19 protein-coding genes are annotated in these 20,615 nt (G+C 36.4%); all 19 read left to right on the forward strand.

The genetic code is table 11. From position 1 onward, the window contains the following. Nucleotides 1-76: 76 nt before the first annotated feature. The 19 genes from AC3WOM_RS04130 to AC3WOM_RS04220 all read left to right on the forward strand — a co-directional run bounded on the left by AC3WOM_RS04130 (nt 77) and on the right by AC3WOM_RS04220 (nt 20,593). Nucleotides 77-625 carry a hypothetical protein gene (locus AC3WOM_RS04130; RefSeq protein WP_427537638.1) on the forward strand — a complete coding sequence of 183 codons (549 nt, stop codon included), beginning with the start codon at nt 77-79 and terminating at the stop codon, nt 623-625. Nucleotides 626-715: 90 nt separating this feature from the next. After that, a complete protein-coding gene (locus AC3WOM_RS04135) occupies nt 716-1,261 on the forward strand; it encodes a glutathione peroxidase (RefSeq protein WP_492445137.1) in 546 nt (181 codons plus the stop codon). Nucleotides 1,262-1,838: 577 nt separating this feature from the next. After that, on the forward strand, nt 1,839-2,777 hold the full coding sequence (locus AC3WOM_RS04140) for an ABC transporter ATP-binding protein (protein ID WP_427537644.1): 939 nt from the start codon (nt 1,839-1,841) through the stop codon (nt 2,775-2,777). A gap of 102 nt (nt 2,778-2,879) precedes the next feature. Next, nucleotides 2,880-3,539 carry an ABC transporter permease gene (locus tag AC3WOM_RS04145; RefSeq protein WP_427537647.1) on the forward strand — a complete coding sequence of 220 codons (660 nt, stop codon included), beginning with the start codon at nt 2,880-2,882 and terminating at the stop codon, nt 3,537-3,539. Between the two features lie 21 nt (nt 3,540-3,560). Next, nucleotides 3,561-4,793 carry an aminopeptidase gene (locus tag AC3WOM_RS04150; protein WP_492445139.1) on the forward strand — a complete coding sequence of 411 codons (1,233 nt, stop codon included), beginning with the start codon at nt 3,561-3,563 and terminating at the stop codon, nt 4,791-4,793. A 16-nt stretch (nt 4,794-4,809) separates the two neighbouring features. Then, on the forward strand, nt 4,810-5,340 hold the full coding sequence (locus tag AC3WOM_RS04155; RefSeq protein ID WP_427537653.1) for a hypothetical protein: 531 nt from the start codon (nt 4,810-4,812) through the stop codon (nt 5,338-5,340). Nucleotides 5,341-5,513: 173 nt separating this feature from the next. Then, a complete protein-coding gene (locus tag AC3WOM_RS04160) occupies nt 5,514-6,281 on the forward strand; it encodes a tyrosine-protein phosphatase (protein ID WP_427537656.1) in 768 nt (255 codons plus the stop codon). Nucleotides 6,282-6,430: 149 nt separating this feature from the next. Then, entirely contained in the window at nt 6,431-7,816 is a 1,386-nt protein-coding gene (locus tag AC3WOM_RS04165; RefSeq protein WP_427537659.1) for an MATE family efflux transporter, read from the forward strand. Then, nucleotides 7,817-8,647, forward strand: coding sequence for a putative RNA methyltransferase (locus AC3WOM_RS04170; protein WP_427537662.1), 831 nt, complete (start codon nt 7,817-7,819; stop codon nt 8,645-8,647). It begins immediately after the preceding gene. Nucleotides 8,648-8,742: 95 nt separating this feature from the next. Beyond that, nucleotides 8,743-10,662 carry a 3'-5' exonuclease gene (locus AC3WOM_RS04175; RefSeq protein ID WP_492445142.1) on the forward strand — a complete coding sequence of 640 codons (1,920 nt, stop codon included), beginning with the start codon at nt 8,743-8,745 and terminating at the stop codon, nt 10,660-10,662. A gap of 85 nt (nt 10,663-10,747) precedes the next feature. Further along, nucleotides 10,748-11,356, forward strand: coding sequence for a lysophospholipid acyltransferase family protein (locus tag AC3WOM_RS04180; RefSeq protein ID WP_492445143.1), 609 nt, complete (start codon nt 10,748-10,750; stop codon nt 11,354-11,356). 107 nt (nt 11,357-11,463) lie between these two features. After that, nucleotides 11,464-11,928, forward strand: a complete 465-nt coding sequence (locus AC3WOM_RS04185) for a low molecular weight protein-tyrosine-phosphatase (protein WP_492445145.1) — start codon at nt 11,464-11,466, stop codon at nt 11,926-11,928. A gap of 204 nt (nt 11,929-12,132) precedes the next feature. Continuing rightward, the gene (locus AC3WOM_RS04190; RefSeq protein WP_427537674.1) at nt 12,133-12,852 is read left to right on the forward strand and encodes a YebC/PmpR family DNA-binding transcriptional regulator; all 720 of its coding nucleotides are present in this window, start codon (nt 12,133-12,135) and stop codon (nt 12,850-12,852) included. Nucleotides 12,853-12,904: 52 nt separating this feature from the next. Then, nucleotides 12,905-14,200, forward strand: coding sequence for an arsenic transporter (locus AC3WOM_RS04195; RefSeq protein WP_492445147.1), 1,296 nt, complete (start codon nt 12,905-12,907; stop codon nt 14,198-14,200). A 291-nt stretch (nt 14,201-14,491) separates the two neighbouring features. After that, nucleotides 14,492-16,234 carry a methyl-accepting chemotaxis protein gene (locus AC3WOM_RS04200; protein WP_427537680.1) on the forward strand — a complete coding sequence of 581 codons (1,743 nt, stop codon included), beginning with the start codon at nt 14,492-14,494 and terminating at the stop codon, nt 16,232-16,234. A gap of 86 nt (nt 16,235-16,320) precedes the next feature. After that, entirely contained in the window at nt 16,321-16,896 is a 576-nt protein-coding gene (locus AC3WOM_RS04205; protein ID WP_492445150.1) for a YdcF family protein, read from the forward strand. Nucleotides 16,897-16,970: 74 nt separating this feature from the next. Beyond that, a complete protein-coding gene (locus AC3WOM_RS04210) occupies nt 16,971-18,668 on the forward strand; it encodes a M3 family oligoendopeptidase (protein WP_427537686.1) in 1,698 nt (565 codons plus the stop codon). A 180-nt stretch (nt 18,669-18,848) separates the two neighbouring features. Beyond that, entirely contained in the window at nt 18,849-19,958 is a 1,110-nt protein-coding gene (locus tag AC3WOM_RS04215; RefSeq protein WP_427537688.1) for an AI-2E family transporter, read from the forward strand. A gap of 11 nt (nt 19,959-19,969) precedes the next feature. After that, on the forward strand, nt 19,970-20,593 hold the full coding sequence (locus AC3WOM_RS04220; protein ID WP_427537691.1) for an NUDIX hydrolase: 624 nt from the start codon (nt 19,970-19,972) through the stop codon (nt 20,591-20,593). The last annotated feature ends 22 nt before the right edge of the window (nt 20,594-20,615 follow it).

Below are 20,615 nucleotides of genomic sequence, written 5' to 3' on the forward strand. Positions count from 1 at the left end.
CACCTTCTTTACGCAAATTAAGATAAGTGTACCATAAAAATTTTACGTTCTGACACAATAAAGGTAGGGATGAATGATGGAAAAAGAAATTTTGCAGCTTTTTAGTAATTTAACAGAGCGTGACCATGAAATTCAATATGCATCTTACGAAGAATTGATGAAAATTATGCAGGAACCAGTTGATTGGACATATGCAGTTTGGGAACAACTTGTTCAAGCTCTTACATATAAAGATGGTCATATGCGCGCGCTTGCAGCACAGTTTTTATGTGCATTAGCAGCGAAAAGTGATCCAGAAGAAAGGGTATTGGAAGACTTCTTAAAGATTTGGGCTGTAACATATGATGAAAAAATCGAAACGGTAAGGCATACTCTACAGGCCATCTGGAAAATAGGTTTAGCAGGGCAGGTACAACGGGATTTAGTCGTTTCCTATTTGGCTAAAAGGTTTCAGACATGTCTAGATGAAAAACATTCAACATTAATACGATATGATATCGTAGTATCTTTTAAGAAATTATATGATGCCACGAATAATCCAAAGGTGCTGGACATTGTGAAACGTTTAATTGAGGAAGAGCAAGATATGAAAAATAAAAAGAAATATAGGGCAGCCATCCGTTAAAAGTAATGGAATGGCTTTTTTTAATGCAAATCCTTTTGTGAGTAGAAGGAAGTTTACTATAATGTAGGAAAAAAGTAAGGGGATTAAAACATGAGTATTTATAATTATTTAGTAAAGAAGCCAAATGGTGAGATTTTATCAATGGAGACCTACCGTGGAAAAACACTGTTAATTGTCAATACAGCTAATCAATGTCGTTTTACATATCAGTTCGAAGACTTACAAAAAATGTACGACAAATATGGCAAGGAGAATTTTGTTGTATTAGGCTTCCCTTGCGATCAATTTGGGAATCAAAACCCTGAGGATGGTGAGCAAACTACACATCTTTGTCAGGTTAACTATGGTGTAACATTTCCGATTTTTGAGTTAGTACAGGTCAATGGAGATGCAACACATCCACTGTTTAATTATTTGAAGCATAAGGTCGATTATCGCTCATTTGGAAAAGCAAGCATGCAGGAAAAAATGCTTGCAGAAGCAATACTTCAAATAGCGCCTAGTTTTTTAGAAGGCCGTAATATCCGTTGGAACTTTACAAAATTCTTAATCGATGTAAATGGCAAAACAGTATCACGCTTTGAGCCTACAGATTCTCAGCTTGATATCGAGCAGGCTATTGAAAAAATCCTATAAATATTTATTTAATAATATGTGTTACTAAAGATAGCATGATTGGGAATTCGGAGAGAAATTGTAAGTATAGGAATTATAATGGTAGCCTATTGTCAAGTAGTGAAGGGTTTTTTAATAACATATTATGTAAGATGGAGCTGTACAAGCCAGGAGATCGACCTTTATTTGAACATATAACTACTCTTCTGAAGCAGGAGGATGCGGCAAGTACGAAGTCTCTAAGCTAGTGGCAAAATCAGTTTATCCTGAGCTATTTAAATAAAAATATTAAACCAGCAAGCTGTTCTAAATAGGGGCAGCTTTTTTGTATTTTTTGAATAAAAAAACTGTATTTTTTAACCTAATTTTAACCTTCAGAATGTATTTTGAAGTAGAGGGTTTTTTAACATGAAGATCTGTGGTTGACCTTCTTAATTCTTCAATAGAAGGTGAGGTGAAAAGTAATGATGTTTCCACCAACAGCATCTCCCACTCGGACGGGCGATAGAGTACCTATAGGTAGATAATTTGTTTGAAGGTCTGGCTTATTTAGTCAGGCCTCCATCTATTAAAATTTTAACAGGGAAGGCTGTTTAGTATGCTTGAACCAGTGTATGAGTTAGAAAATGTAACTTTCTACTACAAAAAAGGAAGGTATAAAGCGAATGATGGCATTTCACTGACCATATATAAAGGAGAAATCATTGGAATTCTAGGACCAAATGGGGCAGGAAAAACAACTTTGATAAAGCAAATGATTGGTCAATTAGCACCTGTAGAAGGATCAGTGAAATTTCAGGGACAGGAAGTTTCCAGAAATACAAAGGACGTCATTCAGCAAATCGCTTATTACTCACAAGAGACCTTTGCGTTATCATTTTTAAAAACATGGGAAGCCATTTATTTTACGGGAAGATTAAAGGGCTTATCTAAAAAGGAAGCGAAGCAGCAGACGGAGGCAATCCTGCTGCGTTTAGGCATGGAGACATATCGAAATAAGCTAGTATCTAAACTTTCTGGAGGACAAAGAAGACTTATTAGCTTGGGAACGACTTTGATTGGGCAGGCATCGGTCATCATTCTGGATGAACCTACAAATGAGCTAGATCCATTAAAACGGAAATTAGTGTGGGAGATCATTCGTGAGCTTAATCACAGGGGCACAACAATTATTTTAGTGACTCATAATATTTTGGAAGCTGAAAAGGTTGTACATCGTGTAGCTGTTATAGATAATGGAAGGCTTTTAGCCATTGATTATGTGGAGAAGCTGAAGAGAAGGGTGGATCAAAGAATGCGTTTAGAAATTTATGCGCAGGAAGCTTCTATTCAAAAGGTCCAAGACAGTCTTGAAATTTTCGGGAAAATAGAATTAGTAGAGGATATCAAGCTCACAATGCTTATTGAAAAAAATACTATTCGTACAGTTATTGATTTGATACAGGACGAGACATTAAACATTAGCCAATACTCATTGCTACCACCAAGTCTAGAGGATGTCTATTCTATGCTTCAAGGGCAACAGAGGAGTGAATAGCGATTGAGAGCAAACCCCTTCACTCAATTTTTTATTGAATTAATCATCCTCTTTCGAATACAAATCGCCATTGTGCGCCACCAATTATGGTGGATTATTGCTATGTCTGCAATCTTTCCAGTAGTTACACTAGTTTTCCTTAACTTTCTACTAGGGGAATCCAGTCAAGAACAGTTGGCACGATTAATTATCGGAAATATGGTTTTTAGTATTCTGTTAATGGGGATGAATATTTTAGGACAGGATATCTCCTATCAAAAATTTGGAGGCTATTTTACATATTACTCATCACTTCCCATTCGTAAAGTAAGTTTCATATTATCCTTGTTATTTTACGGAATTTTAACCTCCCTACCATCCTTTATCATCGTATTTATTTTAGGCCAGCGTATTTATGGTGTGAGTCTTCATTTCGAGTGGCTTCTACTGCCAGTAGCATTATTGGCGATCTTTAGTGTAGTAGGGATTGGTGTATTAATGGGATTTTTATCGCCAAATCCGCAATTCACAAATATTGTCGCTCAATTTTTACTGATGTTTGTCACTTTTTTAACTCCAGTTATGATAGAAATAACGGATTTACCTAGGATTCTTCAATGGATTTCCTATGTGCTACCGACAACGTATGTAGCGAATATCCTTCATGAGATGCTTACTGTAGGATGGACAGCATCTTTATTTAAAGAAGTATTTATTTTAATCATTTTTTCATGTATTTCCTATCTATTGATAAGTAAAAAAATACATTGGCGCGTTCAATAAATAATAGGGAGTTAATATAAAATGAAAACGTTTGAACATAAGGTAGAGCAGTATGCGGAGTTGGTCATAAAAGTAGGAATAAATATTCAACAAGGGCAGACATTAGTCATTTCTGCATCTATTACTGCTGCTGATTTTGTTAGAAGAATTTGTCGATATGCTTATCTCAATGGCGCACAATTTGTTTATGTAAAATGGATTGACGAAGAGCTAGCTCGCATAGAGTGCGAATTAATGTCAGAGCAGGGGTTGGGGTATACACCAGATTGGCTTGTAAAAGGTTACGAAGAGATGGCGAGTGATGGTGCTGCCTTTCTTTATATTATTTCACCTCATCTACAAAACATGGAGGGAATCGATCCCGATAAAGTAGAAAAAGCTGAATATGCTTTGGCAATTGCCTTCCGTTCCTTTACTGAAAAATTGATCAACATGCAAGTGAGCTGGACTGTTATCGCTTATCCCACGGAAAAATGGGCTGAGTCCATTTTTCCACATATGGCGCCAAAGGATAGACTAGAGCAGCTATGGGAGGAGCTTTTTAAGATAATGAAATTGGAGGATGAAAATCCAATAGCAGCATGGGAGCGGCATACAGAAGGATTAAATAAAAGGGCAGCATTATTAAACGATAAGCATTTCCAATATTTACATTTTATCAGTGAAGGCACAGACTTAAAAATCGAATTACCAAACAATCATCATTGGTTGAATGGCTTAGAAACAAATAACAATGGAACACCATTTATTTGTAATATGCCAACAGAAGAGATTTATACAACACCGCTTAAAACGGGTGTTAATGGGGTCGTTAAAAATACAAGGCCATTAGTTTATGAAGGGCAGATAATTGATGATTTTACCCTTACTTTTAAAGATGGGAAAATTATTGATTGCAGTGCTGAAAAAGGGCTGGATGCGTTAAATGGAATTTTGCATAAGGATGAGGGAGCAAAATATATTGGTGAGGTTGCATTAGTACCCCATGACTCTGTTATCTCAGCAAGTAATCTTATTTTTTACCATGCTTTATTGGATGAGAATGCATCCTGTCATTTAGCGATTGGGCAGGCATATACATCAGGCTTGAAAGAGGAAGATAGAGTAGATCATGAAAATAGTATTAATTCTAGTATAATCCATGTTGATTTTATGATTGGCTCCGAGCATTTACAAGTGAATGGTGTCTATGATGACGGCTCAGTGGAACCAATATTAATGCATGGGAAATGGGTATCTAAATTTACTGTTTAGAAGGAGGTTGACATGTATGCATATAATGAAATGTAAGACAGAAGAGGATTATGAGAAGTTTGCGATTTTCTTTTTGCAAAACAGAAATATGTTTGATGATATGTATCCCATTTTGGAGACTCTAGGAAGCTTATCAATCATGATAGAAGAGACAAATCTACTGCTCTTTTATAATAGCCAACAGGAAGTAATCGCGGCAGCTAGCTATACGTTGGGATTACGGGAGGATCATTTTAAAAATAAAGAAATTGTCTTTATTGATTGTGCTCTATTAAAGAGAGAATATCAAAATAGCCGTTCCTTTGTTAAGGGTTTTTCACAAATGCTAAAGCATATTTTAGAAGAACATAAGGATGTAAAGGAAGTTCAATTTTATGCTTATCGTCACCATGAATATATCCATCGACTCTATAAAAAATTCGCTAATATAATAGGGAACAGTGATGGATATTTCGGTATACAGGATATTTTTTCGGTGGAGTTTGGAAAATTAATGAAATTTATAGAAGGTTTTTATAAAAAAAGTGAAAATCAGAAAAATTTATGACGCGAGCGTAATTGGCAAATTAAAACTCCAACATCATTTTAAAGGATGATTGTTGGAGTTTTATTTTAATGTAGTGAATAAATCTTTGAATTCATAGTGCAAAAATTGGTATTCTTGCGATTCGTTCTATAAAATAAAGATAATAATGCTTGCAATTATGGGAGGGGTAATGAATGAAACAGTTTGATGTGAAGGTTATTCCATTTGAAGCAGTCTATAATTTTCGTGATATGGGCGGGTATAAAGCAAGAGATGGTCGTGTCGTAAAGAATCGTATGTTTTTTCGTTCAGCAGCTCTTGGTAAGATGACGCCAGCAGATAAGCAGCTTTTTGATACATTAGGTGTGAAAACGATATTTGACTATCGTGACAACCATGAAGCTCAAAACAATCCTAATCCCATTTTTCCGCAGGCTCACTATATTCAAATACCAGCAAAGGGTAACCATGCTTTTGAAATGCCAACAAACACTGGTGGGAAAGATTTTTATAAAGTTGTTAGTCCAGAGATGTTCCAAGAATTTTATGCACAGATGCCCTTTAATAATGCTTCTTTTAAAGAGTTAATGACGATTATTCAAAATCCGAATAATCTTGGGCTAGTTCATCATTGTGCAGTAGGAAAGGATCGAACAGGCATCGGTGGTGCACTTATTTTACTGGCCTTAGATGTACCAGAGGAATCGATTATGGAGGACTATTTAGATACAAATATTCATTTACGTCCAATGGTTGAAAGAATGGCTCAGAACATTCAACAACATTATAATGATCAAGAATTACAGCAATTTTACGCATTGATGTCAGCTCGTGAGGATTATTTACAGGCAGCATTTGATGCAATGGATAGACGGTATGGTTCAAAGGAGGACTTTTTAGAGCAGGAATTCGGTTTAACAGCGGATAAACGTAAGCAATTACAGGCCAATTGTTTAACATGATAGGAACCCCTTTCACATGGTATGGTGAGAGGGGTTTTTGAGTGGAATAGGCTGTTTTATTTTTCAACTACTTTAGAAAATTCTTTACAGTCACGAAATCTATGATAAGATACTATTTATTTTAATGGAAATAGGAGAAGTGAAATGTATTGGCAGCAACAGTAAAAGAAAGTGATAGTAAAGACACAAACAAGTTAAGCTTATTTCATTTAACTTGGCCAATTTTCTTAGAAGTATTTTTATTTATGTTAATGGGACTTGCCGATACTTTTATGCTCAGCGCTTTATCTGATAATGCTGTATCAGGGGTTGGCGCAGCAAATCAATATATTCATATTGCGATTTTAATACTTGAAGTAGTTGGTAATGGTGCATCAATTGTTGTATCTCAATATTTAGGTTCAAAGCGTTTTTTTGAAGCTGCGAAAATATCAGCTTTAGCAGTTACGATGAACATGATTGTAGGAATTATCATGAGTGTACTTTTCTTCTTCTTTGCAAGTCATTTAATGACAATGATGAACTTACAGGGAGAAGTACTTAAATATGCACAAAGCTATTTAGTCATCATAGGAAGCTTTATTTTTTTACAGGCAATTATCAATGCGTTAGCAGCAATAATTCGTGTGCATGGTTGGACGAAACAAACAATGTATGTATCATTAGGGATGAATGTGCTGCATGTTATATTAAATTACGGTTTAATCTTTGGTAACTTAGGATTACCAGAACTAGGTGTAAAGGGAGCAGCTATTTCCTCCGTTGTCAGCCGTGGATTAGCAGTACTCGTGTTTTTCTGGCTGCTGTATCAGGTGATGGAGGTAAGAGTGAAGCTTGAATATTATTTTGAGTATTCAAAGGAGTATATTCGAAAAATATTAAACATCGGTCTGCCATCTGCATTTGAGCAGGTGCTTTATCAGTTCTGTCAAATCGTCTTCTTATACTATGCAACGTATTTAGGGGCAGAGACACTGGCAGCAAGACAATATGCAATGAATATTTCAATGTTTACGTATTTATTTGCCATTGCAATTGGTACAGGAACAGCCATTATTATTGGTCGTAATGTTGGTGCTGGCAATAAAGACCAGGCCTATCGACAGCTTTGGAAAAGTGTTCGTGCAGCTTTTATATTTACATTTGTAATGGTGGCTGTTGTGACAATATTCCGTAAGCCATTAATGCATGTTTTTACGAATAATTCAGAGGTTATTGCTATTGGAGCTTCTGTACTAGCATTAAGTATTCTGCTTGAGACGGGGCGTACGATGAATATCGTGGTTATTAACTCATTACGTGCCTCTGGTGATGCTAGATTTCCTGTGAAGATTGGCTTTTTATCAATGGTTTGTATGAGTCTTCCATTGGGCTATTTTTTCGTCTTTGTTTTAGATTGGGGTCTAGTAGGCATTTGGCTAGCGATATCAGCAGATGAATGGATGCGAGCAATTATCGTATACTTTAGATGGAAAAGTCGTAAATGGGAGCGTTATGCACTTGTTTCGCCAACAGAACAGAAGGAGGCACATTAAATGGGGGCACTTTCTAAACGAGCTGCTGGAGCGGCTTTAATGAATAATAATCTATCACTTTTTGCTTGTCCGATTTGTCAGGAGTCCATGACGATACAGGAGCAAGGGAGAATGGTTTGTTCAGCCAATCATTCTTTTGATATTGCCAAGCAAGGCTACATTAATATGCTGACACATGGAGCTGCTTCAAAATATAGCAAGGAGCTCTTTGAGTCTCGGAAGAAGGTTATTGATAGTGGTATGTATGATGAGGTTGAAGATAAAATTATAGAATTAATAGCTCCTGCACAAACCGTGCTTGATACTGGCTGTGGGGAGGGCTCACATTTAGCCCGTATAATGTATGATAAAAAAGGCATTGGTGTGGGTATTGATATTGCGAAGGAAGGCATACTTGCTGCATCTAGACATTATCCAGAGCAGATTTGGTGTGTGGGTGATTTGGCGAGAAGTCCATTTGCAAAATCGAGCTTTGATGCCATTTTAAATATTCTATCACCTGCAAATTACGAAGAATTTAAACGTTTACTAGCTCCGGGTGGTTGCGTAGTAAAAGTTGTCCCTCAAAGTAAGTATTTACATGAGCTTCGAGCACAATTATATGCGGATTCGGACAAGGAGTCCTATTCAAATGACCAAATAGTTGCTCGTTTTACAGAAAGCTTTATGGACGTAAGCGTTAAGCGAATTACCTATACGACACCACTTGCCACAGAACTGGTTCCAGCATTGCTTGAAATGACGCCAATGGGGTGGCATAAAAAAGAAGGTGCTGCTATCCATTTACATGAAATCACGATTGATGTTGATATATTAGTGGGCCGTGTATAATTATAAAGAAATTTGGAAACTCCTGTGAAAAAAACAGGAGTTTTGTCGTTTCTGGAGAAGAAGTAAGTAAGGTAATAGAAGATGGAGGTGTGCGTATGGCAATGACCATGCCGGAAACAATACGTTCCACTGCAACAACTGGTGAGCGCTTACTTTTTCGAACATTGAAGGAATTTCTGCCTGATGATTATATTGTTTACTATGAGCCTGAAATTTTAGGTAGAAGACCGGATTTTGTTATTTTAGGTCCTGATTTAGGGTTAATTGTACTTGAGGTGAAGGATTACACTAAGCATACCTTATTGCATGTAAACCAGGATACTTGGATGATTCGTTCTGCTAAAGGGAATCAAACAACGGTAAAAAGTCCATATAAGCAAGCAAAAGACTATATGTTCCATATATGTGATGCACTTAAAAAGGATAAAGGTCTTGTACAGTTGGAAGGTAAATATCAATTTAAACTTAAATTCCCATGTGGAGCAGGTGCAGTATTTACAAGAATGACACAAAGTGATTTTATTGAACATGATCTTTATAGTATAGTGGAGCCCAACTTCTGTTTAACTAGAGATGAAATTGATCCAGACTATGAAGGTTTTTCAGAGGAAAATCTCTTTGAAAAGATTATAGATATGTTCAGTATGCCATTCCGATTAAAAGAACCACTATCTCCAGAGGATATCAATAGAATACGCTATCACCTATTCCCAGAGGTCAGAATAAGTGCGGAATTTAAAGCACCTGTCCCTTATCAAGATCAATTATTGCTGTCATTGCATGATATAAAAACAATGGATTTACATCAGGAAAAATTAGCAAAGCAGATTGGAGATAAAAATCGACTAATCCGTGGAGTGGCTGGGAGTGGTAAAACCTTAATTTTGGCAGCTAGAGCCAAAATTTTAGCTAAGCAGCATCCTGATTGGAAAATACTGATTTTGTGCTACAATATTTCTCTCGCTAGGGCAATAGAGCAAATGATTTTTCATATGATGCACACCCCTGATAGTTTGTTTGATTTTGATTTTTCTCAAGGAACAGATGGCTTCCAAGAGAAATCACATCAAATACAAGTCCGCAATTTTCATGCATTTTTAAGAAAGGATTTAAAAACTTCTGAAGAAAGAATACCACTTTTACTAGAAAAGCTAGAGAATGGAGAAGCTATCTTACCAAAATACGATGCTATTATGATTGATGAGGGGCAGGATTTTGAAGGTGAATGGTTTAAACTAGTGGCAAATTTATTAAATCCTGATACCATGTCACTACTCTTAGTTGAGGACCGTGCCCAATCAATATATAAACGAGCGCGCTCTTATATTCAAGATACAGGTTTAAGCTTCCAGGGTCGATCAAGAGTATTAAGTATTAATTATCGTAATACAGCTCAAATTGTGAAGTTTGCCTGGGATTTTTATCAACATTTCTCAGTACTTAAAAATAAGGTTGTGTCAAAGGAGATGGAGGGCGAAATTATTGCCCCGCAAAGTACAAGACGTAAAGGAGAAGAACCAGCAATAATTCGTCGCAATAATTTCTTTGAAGAGGCTCAAATTGTAGCATTACAAATTCGAAAATTGCATATTGAAAAGAAAATTCCATATCATGAAATCCTTATTTTATACAGGGTACGAAAGAGTAAGGGACAGGATTATGTAGCCATTTTACAGCAGAAGCTACGGGAAATAAATATTCCGTATTATTGGATTGCAGAATCAGCTGACAGCAAACGTGCATTTGAGCGCAATGAAGAATCGGTCAAAATTAGTACAATTGATAGCAGTAAAGGCTTGGATTTTCAAGTAGTATTTATCGTGAATCTTGACAATACTCCTTGGTATCTAGAGGAAGATTTAGAACAGGAAGCTTCACGTCTCTATATTGGTATGACACGTGCAAAGCAATATTTATGTTTATCCTATTCAGGTGATTCTGCCTATACACAATACTTTGATGAAATTGTTCTGACAAGAAGGACGATAGATAATAAAGATAGTTATAGCGGATAACTTCGAAAGAACTTATGCAATTGCAGTATACTGGTCTTTTCGATTACAATGGGGATAACTATTGAAATAAGGTAGGAATGAAACAGTGTATAAATTAGCAGCAAATGTTGTCAAAGTATTTTTAAAATTAATGGGCTCAAAGGCTCGCGTATATGGGGAAGAAAACTTACCAGAAGAAGGTGGGTATATTATTGCATGTACCCATACAGGTTATGTTGATATTTTAAATCTAGGGGTTGCGATGTATCCTAAAGAAATTCATTTTATGGCTAAAAAGCAATTATTTGAAATGAAGGGACTTGGCTGGCTTGTTAATCGTTTAAATGCCTTCCCGGTTGATCGTGATAATCCTGGCCCTAGTGTTATTAAAATTCCTTCACAGTTATTGAAAGAGGGTAAAATTGTGGGCATATTCCCTTCAGGTACTAGGAGTACAGAAGGAAAAGATTTAAAGCAGGGTGCCATTACAATAGCACAGCTGTCCAAAGCGCAAATTGTACCAGCTGCTTATGTTGGTGCGCGTAATGTTGGTGACGTTTTTAAACGTGGAAAAGGTTATCTAATTTATGGTGAACCCTTTTATGTAACAGGGAAAGGCAAAGAAGGACGCGATGAATTTACTCATCGATTAGAGCATGAACTAATGTCTCTAACAGAGGAATTAGAACAGCGCATTGCAGCAGGGAAAAGATAAAATCACCGTTATTTTGAGAAGATTCACTGAACGTTAGTAGATTCAAATAAAAAGGCACTCAGAATCACGTTTGATTTTGGGTGCTTTGTTGTAGGAGGATATGGAAAATGATTCATGTACTTTTTGTATGTTTGGGTAATATTTGTCGCTCACCAATGGCGGAGGCAGTTATGCGTGATTTAGTTGAGAAGGAGAGCTTGACTCATAAAATAGCAGTGGATTCAGCCGCTACAAGCTCTTGGCATATTGGTGAACCTCCTCACAAAGGAACTCAAGAGAAGCTTAAAGAATACGGCATCTCGATAGAAGGAATACAAGGTCGCCAATTGCACAAGACAGACTTTGAAAAATTTGATTACATTATTGGTATGGATGAAAGTAATATACGCAATATTCGAGAAATGCTAGGTAATCCAGATTCTCCAAAGATTTTTCGTTTTTTAGATTTAACTGTCCATCAAAAAGATGTACCTGATCCATACTATACGGGGAATTTTCAAGAAACCTATGATTTAGTTTTAAAGGGCTGCTATGCTTTGCTAGAAAAAATCAAAGGAGAACAAAAACTGTAGGAAATTGATGGTCAGGCGCCTTAATAACGCAAAATTTCACAATTTATTTTTTGTGTTAAACATTGGTATACCTAGCTTTGTAAGCGTATTTTGTGTTATTATTTGCAGAGTAAAGATACGATAAGTATTTAATTACCATATACAGATGTGTAATTTCGCATCTATGATTTTGATAAACTTACAAGTTGAAAGAGAGTGGAAACAATGGGTCGTAAGTGGAACAATATTAAAGAAAAGAAAGCGTCTAAAGACCAAAGTACAAGTCGCATCTATGCAAAATTTGGACGCGAAATTTATGTGGCAGCTAAATCGGGCGAACCAGATCCTGAATCAAACCGTGCGCTTAAAGTTGTTCTTGAACGAGCAAAAACATACAGTGTTCCTAAGCATATTATTGAAAAAGCAATTGAAAAGGCAAAGGGCGCTGGTGATGAAAACTATGATGAATTACGTTATGAAGGATTCGGACCAGCAGGCACAATGATTATCGTCGATGCTTTAACTAATAATGTTAATCGTACAGCTTCAGATGTACGTGCAGCATTTGGTAAAAATAATGGGAACATGGGTGTAAGTGGGTCGGTTGCTTACATGTTTGATTCTACAGCAGTAATCGGTTTAGAGGGCAAGTCAGCAGATGAAGTTCTTGAAATTTTAATGGAAGCGGATGTTGATGCACGTGATATTCTAGAAGAAGAGGATACAGTTATTATTTATGCAGAGCCAGATCAATTCTTTGCTGCACAAGAAGCTTTAAAAGCTGCTGGTGTACAGGAATTCACTGTAGCAGAGCTATCCATGCTTCCACAAACAGAGGTAGAATTAACAGGTGACGATATAGTTAAATTCGAAAAATTAATTGATGCATTAGAAGATTTAGAAGACGTACAAAATGTTTTCCATAATGCAGATTTAGGCGAATAATTAAGAAAACCAGTAGCATAAACGCTACTGGTTTTTAATTAGGGGGAGACCTGTGCAAACTTTTTTAGCAATTGTTTTATTTATAGCAACATTATTTTTTGTAATAGTGCAGCCACGTCAATTATCTATAGGTTGGTCTGCCTGTATAGGGGCTCTACTTGCATTGGTACTAAAGATTGTTACTTGGCATGATGTTTTAGAGGTTACAGGAATAGTTTGGAATGCTACATTATCATTTATTGGAATTATTTTAATCTCCCTTATTTTAGATGAAATCGGTTTTTTTGAGTGGGCAGCTCTACATATGGCACGACTCGCTAAGGGCAGCGGTATTCGGTTGTTTATTTATATTGCCTGCCTTGGAGCTATTGTTGCAGCATTATTTGCAAATGACGGAGCAGCATTGATACTAACCCCGATTGTTTTAGCAATGGTTCGTAAGCTACATTTAACTGAAAAAATGATTTTTCCATTCATTATTGCGAGTGGCTTTATAGCAGACACCACTTCATTACCCTTAGTTATTAGTAATTTAACAAACATTGTGTCAGCAGATTATTTTGATATAGGTTTTATGGAGTATGCCCTTCATATGTTTCTACCAAATATTATTTCTTTATTGATAAGCATTATTGTACTTTATATAGTTTTTCATCGTTCAATTCCCAAAGTCTATTCATTAGAGGCAGTTGAAAACCCGAAACTAGCAATTCGTGATCAAAAATTATTTTCACTTTCTTGGTATGTGATAGCTATTCTATTACTTGGTTTCTTTACAAGTGAGCTTTTAACAATCCCAGTATCCTTTATTTTATGTGGTGTAGCGGCAATCTTTTTCTGGCTTGCGCGCAAAAGTGATACGGTCGATACAAAGCGGGTTGTGAAAGGAGCACCATGGAATATTGTGTTCTTTTCTATTGGGATGTATGTGGTGGTTTATGGCTTGAAAAATGTTGGGATGACGGGGTTACTTGCAGATCTATTAGAGCATGCTGTTCAACACGGATTAGTTGTCTCGACAATTACTATGGGGTTTGCTGCCGCAATATTGTCAGCTGTCATGAATAACTTACCTACTGTCATGATTGATGCGTTAGCCATTGCAGAGACTAATGCTACAGGGATTATAAAAGAAGGGCTAATTTATGCGAATATCATTGGCTCCAATTTAGGTCCCAAAATGACACCCATCGGCTCACTTGCAACATTGTTATGGCTACATATATTGGCGCAGAAGGATATTCAAATAAGCTGGGTGCAGTATATGAAAATAGGTATAATTCTAACAATCCCGACTCTTTTCGCTACTTTACTAGCATTAGTTGCTTGGATAATCCTAATATCATAGAAATGAAGTCGAAATAGTTGAAAAAATAACTCAATAGAACATCTAAGGAAGTTATAAAGGCAATCAATACATTTAAATTAGGATAAAAGTCAAAAAACTATTTTTCAATGGGGGCTTACCCTGTAGAAAGATAGCTTTTTTGTTAAGCATAAAAGTATGAATATAAGCATATTTGTGTAAATAATCAAATAATTCGTGCATAAATGTGTTTTACCCATTGTGAAAATTTTCAAACCATAACATAATATATAATAATACATTTGTTGAACGAGAAAAAAAGGGGGTCAAAGCATGAAGTTTTTACGTTCGATACAGGGGAAACTGATTATCATTTCACTAGCATTATTAATAATACCTAGTTTAATTATTGGTTTAGTTAGTTACGGTAAAGCAAAAAATGGTATGGAAGATATTGGGGAGCAAGTTATTAAAAATAGTGTTGAATCTGCTTTGCAATTAATCGAGCTCGCAAATGAAAGTGTAGAAAAAGGGGACATCCCTTTAGGGGAGGCACAGGAGCGAGTGCGTGAGGCATTTCTCGGACCAAAGGATAGTGAAGGAAAGCGGCCGATTAATTATCCTGGAGACTTAGGAGAGTACGGCTATATTTATGTCTTAGATGACAAGGGGACATTAACAACTCATCCAACTAGAGAAGGGGATAATCTGTGGGGTGATCAGGATAGCAGCGGTAAATATTTTATTCGTGAAGTAACAGAAAAAGCACTTGCGGGAGGAGGTTTCACGGAGTATGAATTCCAGCTGCCTGGTCAAGATGTATTAGCTGATAAAATTATTTATTCTGCGAAGGATCCTAACTGGGGATGGATCATAGCATCAGGTACATATATGCAAGACTTTAATAAGGAAGCTAATTCATTATTATTTGTTATTGGCATTACGTTATTAGGAGCCGCCATTATTGGAACAGTAGTTGTTATAATGGTCTCTAGACATTTGGCTGTACCTGTTCAAAAGTTATCTAAACGTGTGCGTGAAGTAGCTAAAGGGAATCTAACTGTTGAAATTGAAAATCTACAACGCTCAGATGAAATTGGGCAGCTAAATGAAGGCTTTAATGAAATGGTTGATCAATTAAAAACATTAATTACGGATGTAGAGGAAGCCATTGTTGAGATTCAATCAACGTCGTCTAATTTAACATCTGTGGCTGAGGAAACAAATGCTTATGGGGATGAAATAGTAAAGGCAATAAATGAGGTTTCAAAAGGGGCTGTAAAGCAAGCTTCAGATTCTGAGGATACAAATCGAACGGCTATTAATTTTGCGCAACAGATTGAAGTACTGCATGATAAAAATGAATTAATACTCGACGCCTCTCAACATATGAAACAATCTAATCTGGAAGGGCTTGTCAACTTAAACGGTTTAAAAGAGAAATCACAAGAATCTTCTGCATTAATTCATACAGTTCAATCAGTATTCAGCAGTTTAATTGAGAAGGTAAGAGAAATTGAAGGGATTGTCGGTACGATTACTGAAATTTCGGATCAAACAAATCTTCTTGCATTAAATGCATCCATTGAGGCAGCTAGAGCTGGTGAACATGGTAAGGGATTTGCCGTTGTGGCAGAGGAGGTAAGGAAGCTTGCTGACCAAACATCTGTTGCAACAGAACTAGTTCGAACAACACTAAAGGGAATTGAAAGCGAAACCAATTTAGTAAACGACGAGATGAAGAAAACAAATGTAATTGTTCGTCAGCAAAACGACTCTGTGGCTATTACTGAATCCTCATTTAAGGAAATTGAATTAGCAGTAGAGAAAATTATTGCAGTCATTGGGGATATGACTGAGGGTGTAGCATACTTGAATAACTCGAAAAATCACATTATGCACTCTATTGAAAGTATTGCCATGATCAGTGAGAAAAATGCTGCTGCATCAGAGGAGGTAACAGCCTCCGTCGATGAGCAACAGCGTGCAATTCAACTGGTTAGTGAATCTTCGAATGATTTAACAGATGAAATAACGGCATTACAAGAATCGATTAAACGCTTCATATTAAGATAATTTAACAGGATGTTTGTACCGTAGCATAGTACAGGCATCCTTTTTTCTTTACCTAACGTTATTAAAAGGTAAGGGAGGAAAATAATATGAAAAAATGGGTGATAAGACTAGGAATACTAAGCGTTGTCATATGTATTGGCATTTATATTTGGCTGGGTGAAGAGATGAAAGAAGGTGTTCAGCCAGCTGCGAACGGAAAAGCCGCATACATGATTGTACTAGGATCAAAGGTAAAACCAGGGGGCGTTCCATCGCTTTCATTGAAAAATAGATTGGAAGAGGCTGTGAAGTATCTAAAGAAATACCCTCATGTCAAAGTAATTGTTTCTGGCGGACAAGGGCCGGATGAAGATCAGGCAGAGGCTTCAGTTATGCTTGAATATTTACTACGCAATGGCATTGAAGCTAGTAGGATAATAATGGAAGATCAATCTACATCAACCTATGAGAATTTACTATTTTCAAAAGAACTACTGCCGAAGGAAACGAAGCATATTACGATTGTCTCAAATGATTTTCATTTAAAGCGAGCAAAATATTTAGCTGAAACATTAGGTTTAGAGGTAGATGTTGTGGCAGCCAAAACACCAAAATCAGTAGAAGCAAAGTTAAAGCTACGAGAAAGAGCAGCACTATTAAAAACATATATAATTGGCAATTAAATTGTTTCTTAATACTAGATATTTGGCATATAATAGAAATATAACGGTGGATGCGACAGAAAGTGAGGACTTCTATGAAAACGTTTAAAGACTATGAATATCGTCGTCCAAATATTGAAGAAATGAAAGAGCAGCAATTATCTTTAATTGAGCAATTTAAACATGCGCAGACGATGGATGAGCAAAGCAGCATCATTCAACAATTAAACACTTTAAGTAATGATTATGCTACAATGGCGAATTTAGTGTATATTCATGCATCAATTGATACAAATGAAGAATTTTATCAAGCGGAGCGTGATTATTTCGATGAGGTGGGTCCCGAGCTAGAAGAGGTAACTACAGAATATTATAAAGCATTGATTGCTTCTCCATTCCGTGAACAATTAGAGGATAAATGGGGACAGCAGCTATTCGACTTAGCAACTTATCAAATTAAAGGCTTTTCACCAATAGTGATTGATTTAATGCAAAAGGAGAACAAGCTTGTATCAGAATATAATAAACTAGTAGCTTCTGCACAGATTGATTTTAATGGGGAGACATTAACACTTGCTCAGCTTGGACCATATGCAGAGTCTACTGATCGTGAAATACGTAAATCAGCAACAGATGCACGCTTTGGCTTTTTTGCTGAGCATGAAGAAGAATTTGATCGACTCTATGACGAGCTTGTAAAGGTACGTCATGAAATTGCCGTTAAATTAGGCTATAAAAATTATGTGGAACTAGGCTATGTTCGCATGAACCGTATTGATTATAATGCAGATATGGTAAAGAAATTCCGAGATCAGGTTCGTGATTTAATTGTACCAGTAGCTTCAGAGCTGTATGAACGTCAGGCAAAGCGTATCGGTATTTCTGATTTTAAATTCTATGATGAAGCGTTAAACTTTTTATCTGGAAATGCAACTCCAAAAGGTGATCCAGCTTGGATTGTTGAGAACGGCAAAAAAATGTATGAGGAGTTATCACCTGAAACGGGTGAATTCTTCAATTTCATGATTGATCATGAATTAATGGACTTAGTAGCGAAGAAGGGGAAAGAAAGCGGAGGATATTGTACATTTATCGAAAACTATCATTCACCATTTATCTTCTCAAACTTTAATGGTACTTCAGGTGATATAGATGTATTAACACATGAAGCAGGACATGCCTTCCAAGTGTATTCGAGCCGTGACATCGGTATCCCAGAATACTTATGGCCAACATTTGAATCTTGTGAAATTCACTCAATGAGTATGGAGTTTTTCACATGGCCTTGGATGGAGCTGTTCTTTAAAGAGGATACAGAGAAATATAAATTTACACATTTAAGTAGCGGTCTATTATTTTTACCATACGGTGTAGCGGTAGATGAATTCCAACATGTTATATACGAAAATCCAACAATGACTCCAGCTGAGCGTAAGGCAGCATGGAAGAAAATTGAGGAAACCTATTTACCTCATCGTGACTATGATCATAACAGCTACCTTGAGGCAGGAGGAATTTGGCAGCGTCAGGGTCACATTTATGCAAGCCCGTTCTATTATATTGACTACACGCTAGCACAAATTTGTGCCTTCCAGTTCTGGAAACGCTCAAGAGAAGAGTTTGAGGAAGCTTGGAAGGACTATATTCATTTATGTGGATTAGGTGGTTCTATGTCCTTCACGAAGCTTGTAAAAGAGGCTGGCTTAATATCGCCATTTGAGGATGGATGTGTTGAATCAGTAATTGGTGAAATTAAGGCATACCTAAATTCTGTAGACGACGCGGCACTATAAATCTTATACAATTAACTATTTAAATTCGTGACACTTTCACTGGATAAATACTTGTGAAAGTGTGCGGATTTTTTAGTTGCGAATGGATAGTAAATTTTATTTTGACAATCAATACTAGGATACTTGCGAAATGGTTAATATATCAGTAGTATTTTCAGTAACTGTGAAAAAAGGAAGTGAATGAGAGTGACAAGAAAAGTTTGGTTTCAAGTAGGCGTAGGGATATTATTAACACTACTAATCATTAAATATTTTGTGGAGATTCAATGGATTTTTTCACCGCTAGTCATCCTATTAAAAGCGATTTTTGTGCCTCTATTACTTGGTGGTGTTTTATACTACGTGACAGAGCCAATTCAGCGATTTTTGGAAAAACGTAAATTCCCGCGGTGGGCAAGTATATTAACAATTATTATAGGATTGATTGCTATTGCAGGTATCTTTGGATGGATTGTAGGAAATCCGATTGCAGAGCAGGTCAATAAATTAGTAAAGAATGCACCTATGATTAGTGCGAATATAAGTGCAAGTATTAGTATGAGTATTCAAGATGCAACGGACTATCTGTTGCAAAATAAGGATAACTTCCCAACACAGTTAAAAGATATTATTGATAAGATGGCAAATTCTGTGCAGGATATTGCTGTGGTTGCGAGTAAAGGGCTTGTCTCCTTCTTACAATCTATAGTGTCTGTCTCCTTATTAGCTATTTTAATTCCATTCTTCTTTATTTTTATGTTGAAGGATCACGAAAAATTTGCGCCTTCGATATATAAATATTTCAGTGGTGAACGTCGTGAATGGATTAAAAAAACGTTAAGTGAAATTGATGATGTTCTACGTAGCTATATTCAAGGACAACTGCAAATTAGCTTTTTATTAGCGCTTATTATGTACGTTGGATATTTAATTATTGGTTTAGAGTATTCGTTGCTCCTTGTCATATTCGCTTTCTTTATGAATATGATTCCGTTTATTGGACCTTGGATTGCCTTTACACCAGCTTTAATTGTTGCAGTAATACAGGATCCAGTTCTTGTAATATGGGTATCAGTTGTAACACTAGTTGCGCAGCAAATTGATAGTAACTTTATAACACCAAATGTTATGGGAAAAACACTAGATATACATCCTTTAACAGTTATTACGATAATTTTAGCAGCAGGTAATATTGCGGGCTTTATCGGAATTATTATTGCTGTGCCATTTTATGCCGTATTAAAGGTTATCGTATCCAATATTTATGATCAACGTAACGCAATTAAGAAAAGGGCTACGAAGTCAGTATAGGAGTCGAAAAAATGGAACAAGAAATTGTGAAGGTTTTTAATGAGCAGCATGAACAAATTGGGACAGCAACGAGAGCTGAGGTGCATGAAAAAGGGCTCTGGCATGAAACATTCCACTGTTGGCTTGTCAATGAGAACTATATCTATTTTCAAATCCGTAGTGCACAAAAAAAGGACTATCCAGGCTTGTTGGATATAACAGCAGCTGGGCATTTATTAGCCGTTGAGACAGTTGAATCAGGAATTCGTGAAGTAAAGGAAGAGCTGGGTCTTGCTATCAATGTAGATGATGTTGTAAAAATGGGCATGACATCCTGTAGTATAGTTTCGAAAAATATGATCGACAATGAATTTTGCCATGTTTACATATATCCATTCAAACATGATTGGGATTCTTTTGATCTTCAATATGAGGAAGTGTCAGGAGTTGTGAGAGCCGATTTAAATGAGGCAGAGGCCTTCTTTTTAGGAAAAACAGCCACTCTTAATATTGAAGGCTATGAATACTTCCCTGACGGTCAACGAGCAAAAATTGTGCGTCCAGTTAGTACTGCACAGTTTGTTCCATATAGAGAACTATACGTAGCACATGTTATTCAGTTTGTAAAAGATAAAATGTTTAATAAAACAACATAAATATTGTAGGACAAGCCATTAA

This window comes from Lysinibacillus sp. FW301-JW8 (genome assembly GCF_058788755.1).

What these genes read in the sequence shown, in the direction of transcription:
- AC3WOM_RS04215 (WP_427537688.1), top strand. Translation starts at nt 18,849, where the DNA reads ATGAGAGTGACAAGAAAAGTTTGGTTTCAAGTAGGCGTAGGGATATTA.
- AC3WOM_RS04170 (WP_427537662.1), top strand. Translation starts at nt 7,817, where the DNA reads ATGGGGGCACTTTCTAAACGAGCTGCTGGAGCGGCTTTAATGAATAAT.
- AC3WOM_RS04160 (WP_427537656.1), top strand. Translation starts at nt 5,514, where the DNA reads ATGAAACAGTTTGATGTGAAGGTTATTCCATTTGAAGCAGTCTATAAT.
- AC3WOM_RS04205 (WP_492445150.1), top strand. Translation starts at nt 16,321, where the DNA reads ATGAAAAAATGGGTGATAAGACTAGGAATACTAAGCGTTGTCATATGT.
- AC3WOM_RS04190 (WP_427537674.1), top strand. Translation starts at nt 12,133, where the DNA reads ATGGGTCGTAAGTGGAACAATATTAAAGAAAAGAAAGCGTCTAAAGAC.
- AC3WOM_RS04185 (WP_492445145.1), top strand. Translation starts at nt 11,464, where the DNA reads ATGATTCATGTACTTTTTGTATGTTTGGGTAATATTTGTCGCTCACCA.
- AC3WOM_RS04130 (WP_427537638.1), top strand. Translation starts at nt 77, where the DNA reads ATGGAAAAAGAAATTTTGCAGCTTTTTAGTAATTTAACAGAGCGTGAC.
- AC3WOM_RS04140 (WP_427537644.1), top strand. Translation starts at nt 1,839, where the DNA reads ATGCTTGAACCAGTGTATGAGTTAGAAAATGTAACTTTCTACTACAAA.
- AC3WOM_RS04155 (WP_427537653.1), top strand. Translation starts at nt 4,810, where the DNA reads ATGCATATAATGAAATGTAAGACAGAAGAGGATTATGAGAAGTTTGCG.
- AC3WOM_RS04150 (WP_492445139.1), top strand. Translation starts at nt 3,561, where the DNA reads ATGAAAACGTTTGAACATAAGGTAGAGCAGTATGCGGAGTTGGTCATA.
- AC3WOM_RS04175 (WP_492445142.1), top strand. Translation starts at nt 8,743, where the DNA reads ATGGCAATGACCATGCCGGAAACAATACGTTCCACTGCAACAACTGGT.
- AC3WOM_RS04220 (WP_427537691.1), top strand. Translation starts at nt 19,970, where the DNA reads ATGGAACAAGAAATTGTGAAGGTTTTTAATGAGCAGCATGAACAAATT.
- AC3WOM_RS04145 (WP_427537647.1), top strand. Translation starts at nt 2,880, where the DNA reads ATGTCTGCAATCTTTCCAGTAGTTACACTAGTTTTCCTTAACTTTCTA.
- AC3WOM_RS04210 (WP_427537686.1), top strand. Translation starts at nt 16,971, where the DNA reads ATGAAAACGTTTAAAGACTATGAATATCGTCGTCCAAATATTGAAGAA.
- AC3WOM_RS04200 (WP_427537680.1), top strand. Translation starts at nt 14,492, where the DNA reads ATGAAGTTTTTACGTTCGATACAGGGGAAACTGATTATCATTTCACTA.
- AC3WOM_RS04135 (WP_492445137.1), top strand. Translation starts at nt 716, where the DNA reads ATGAGTATTTATAATTATTTAGTAAAGAAGCCAAATGGTGAGATTTTA.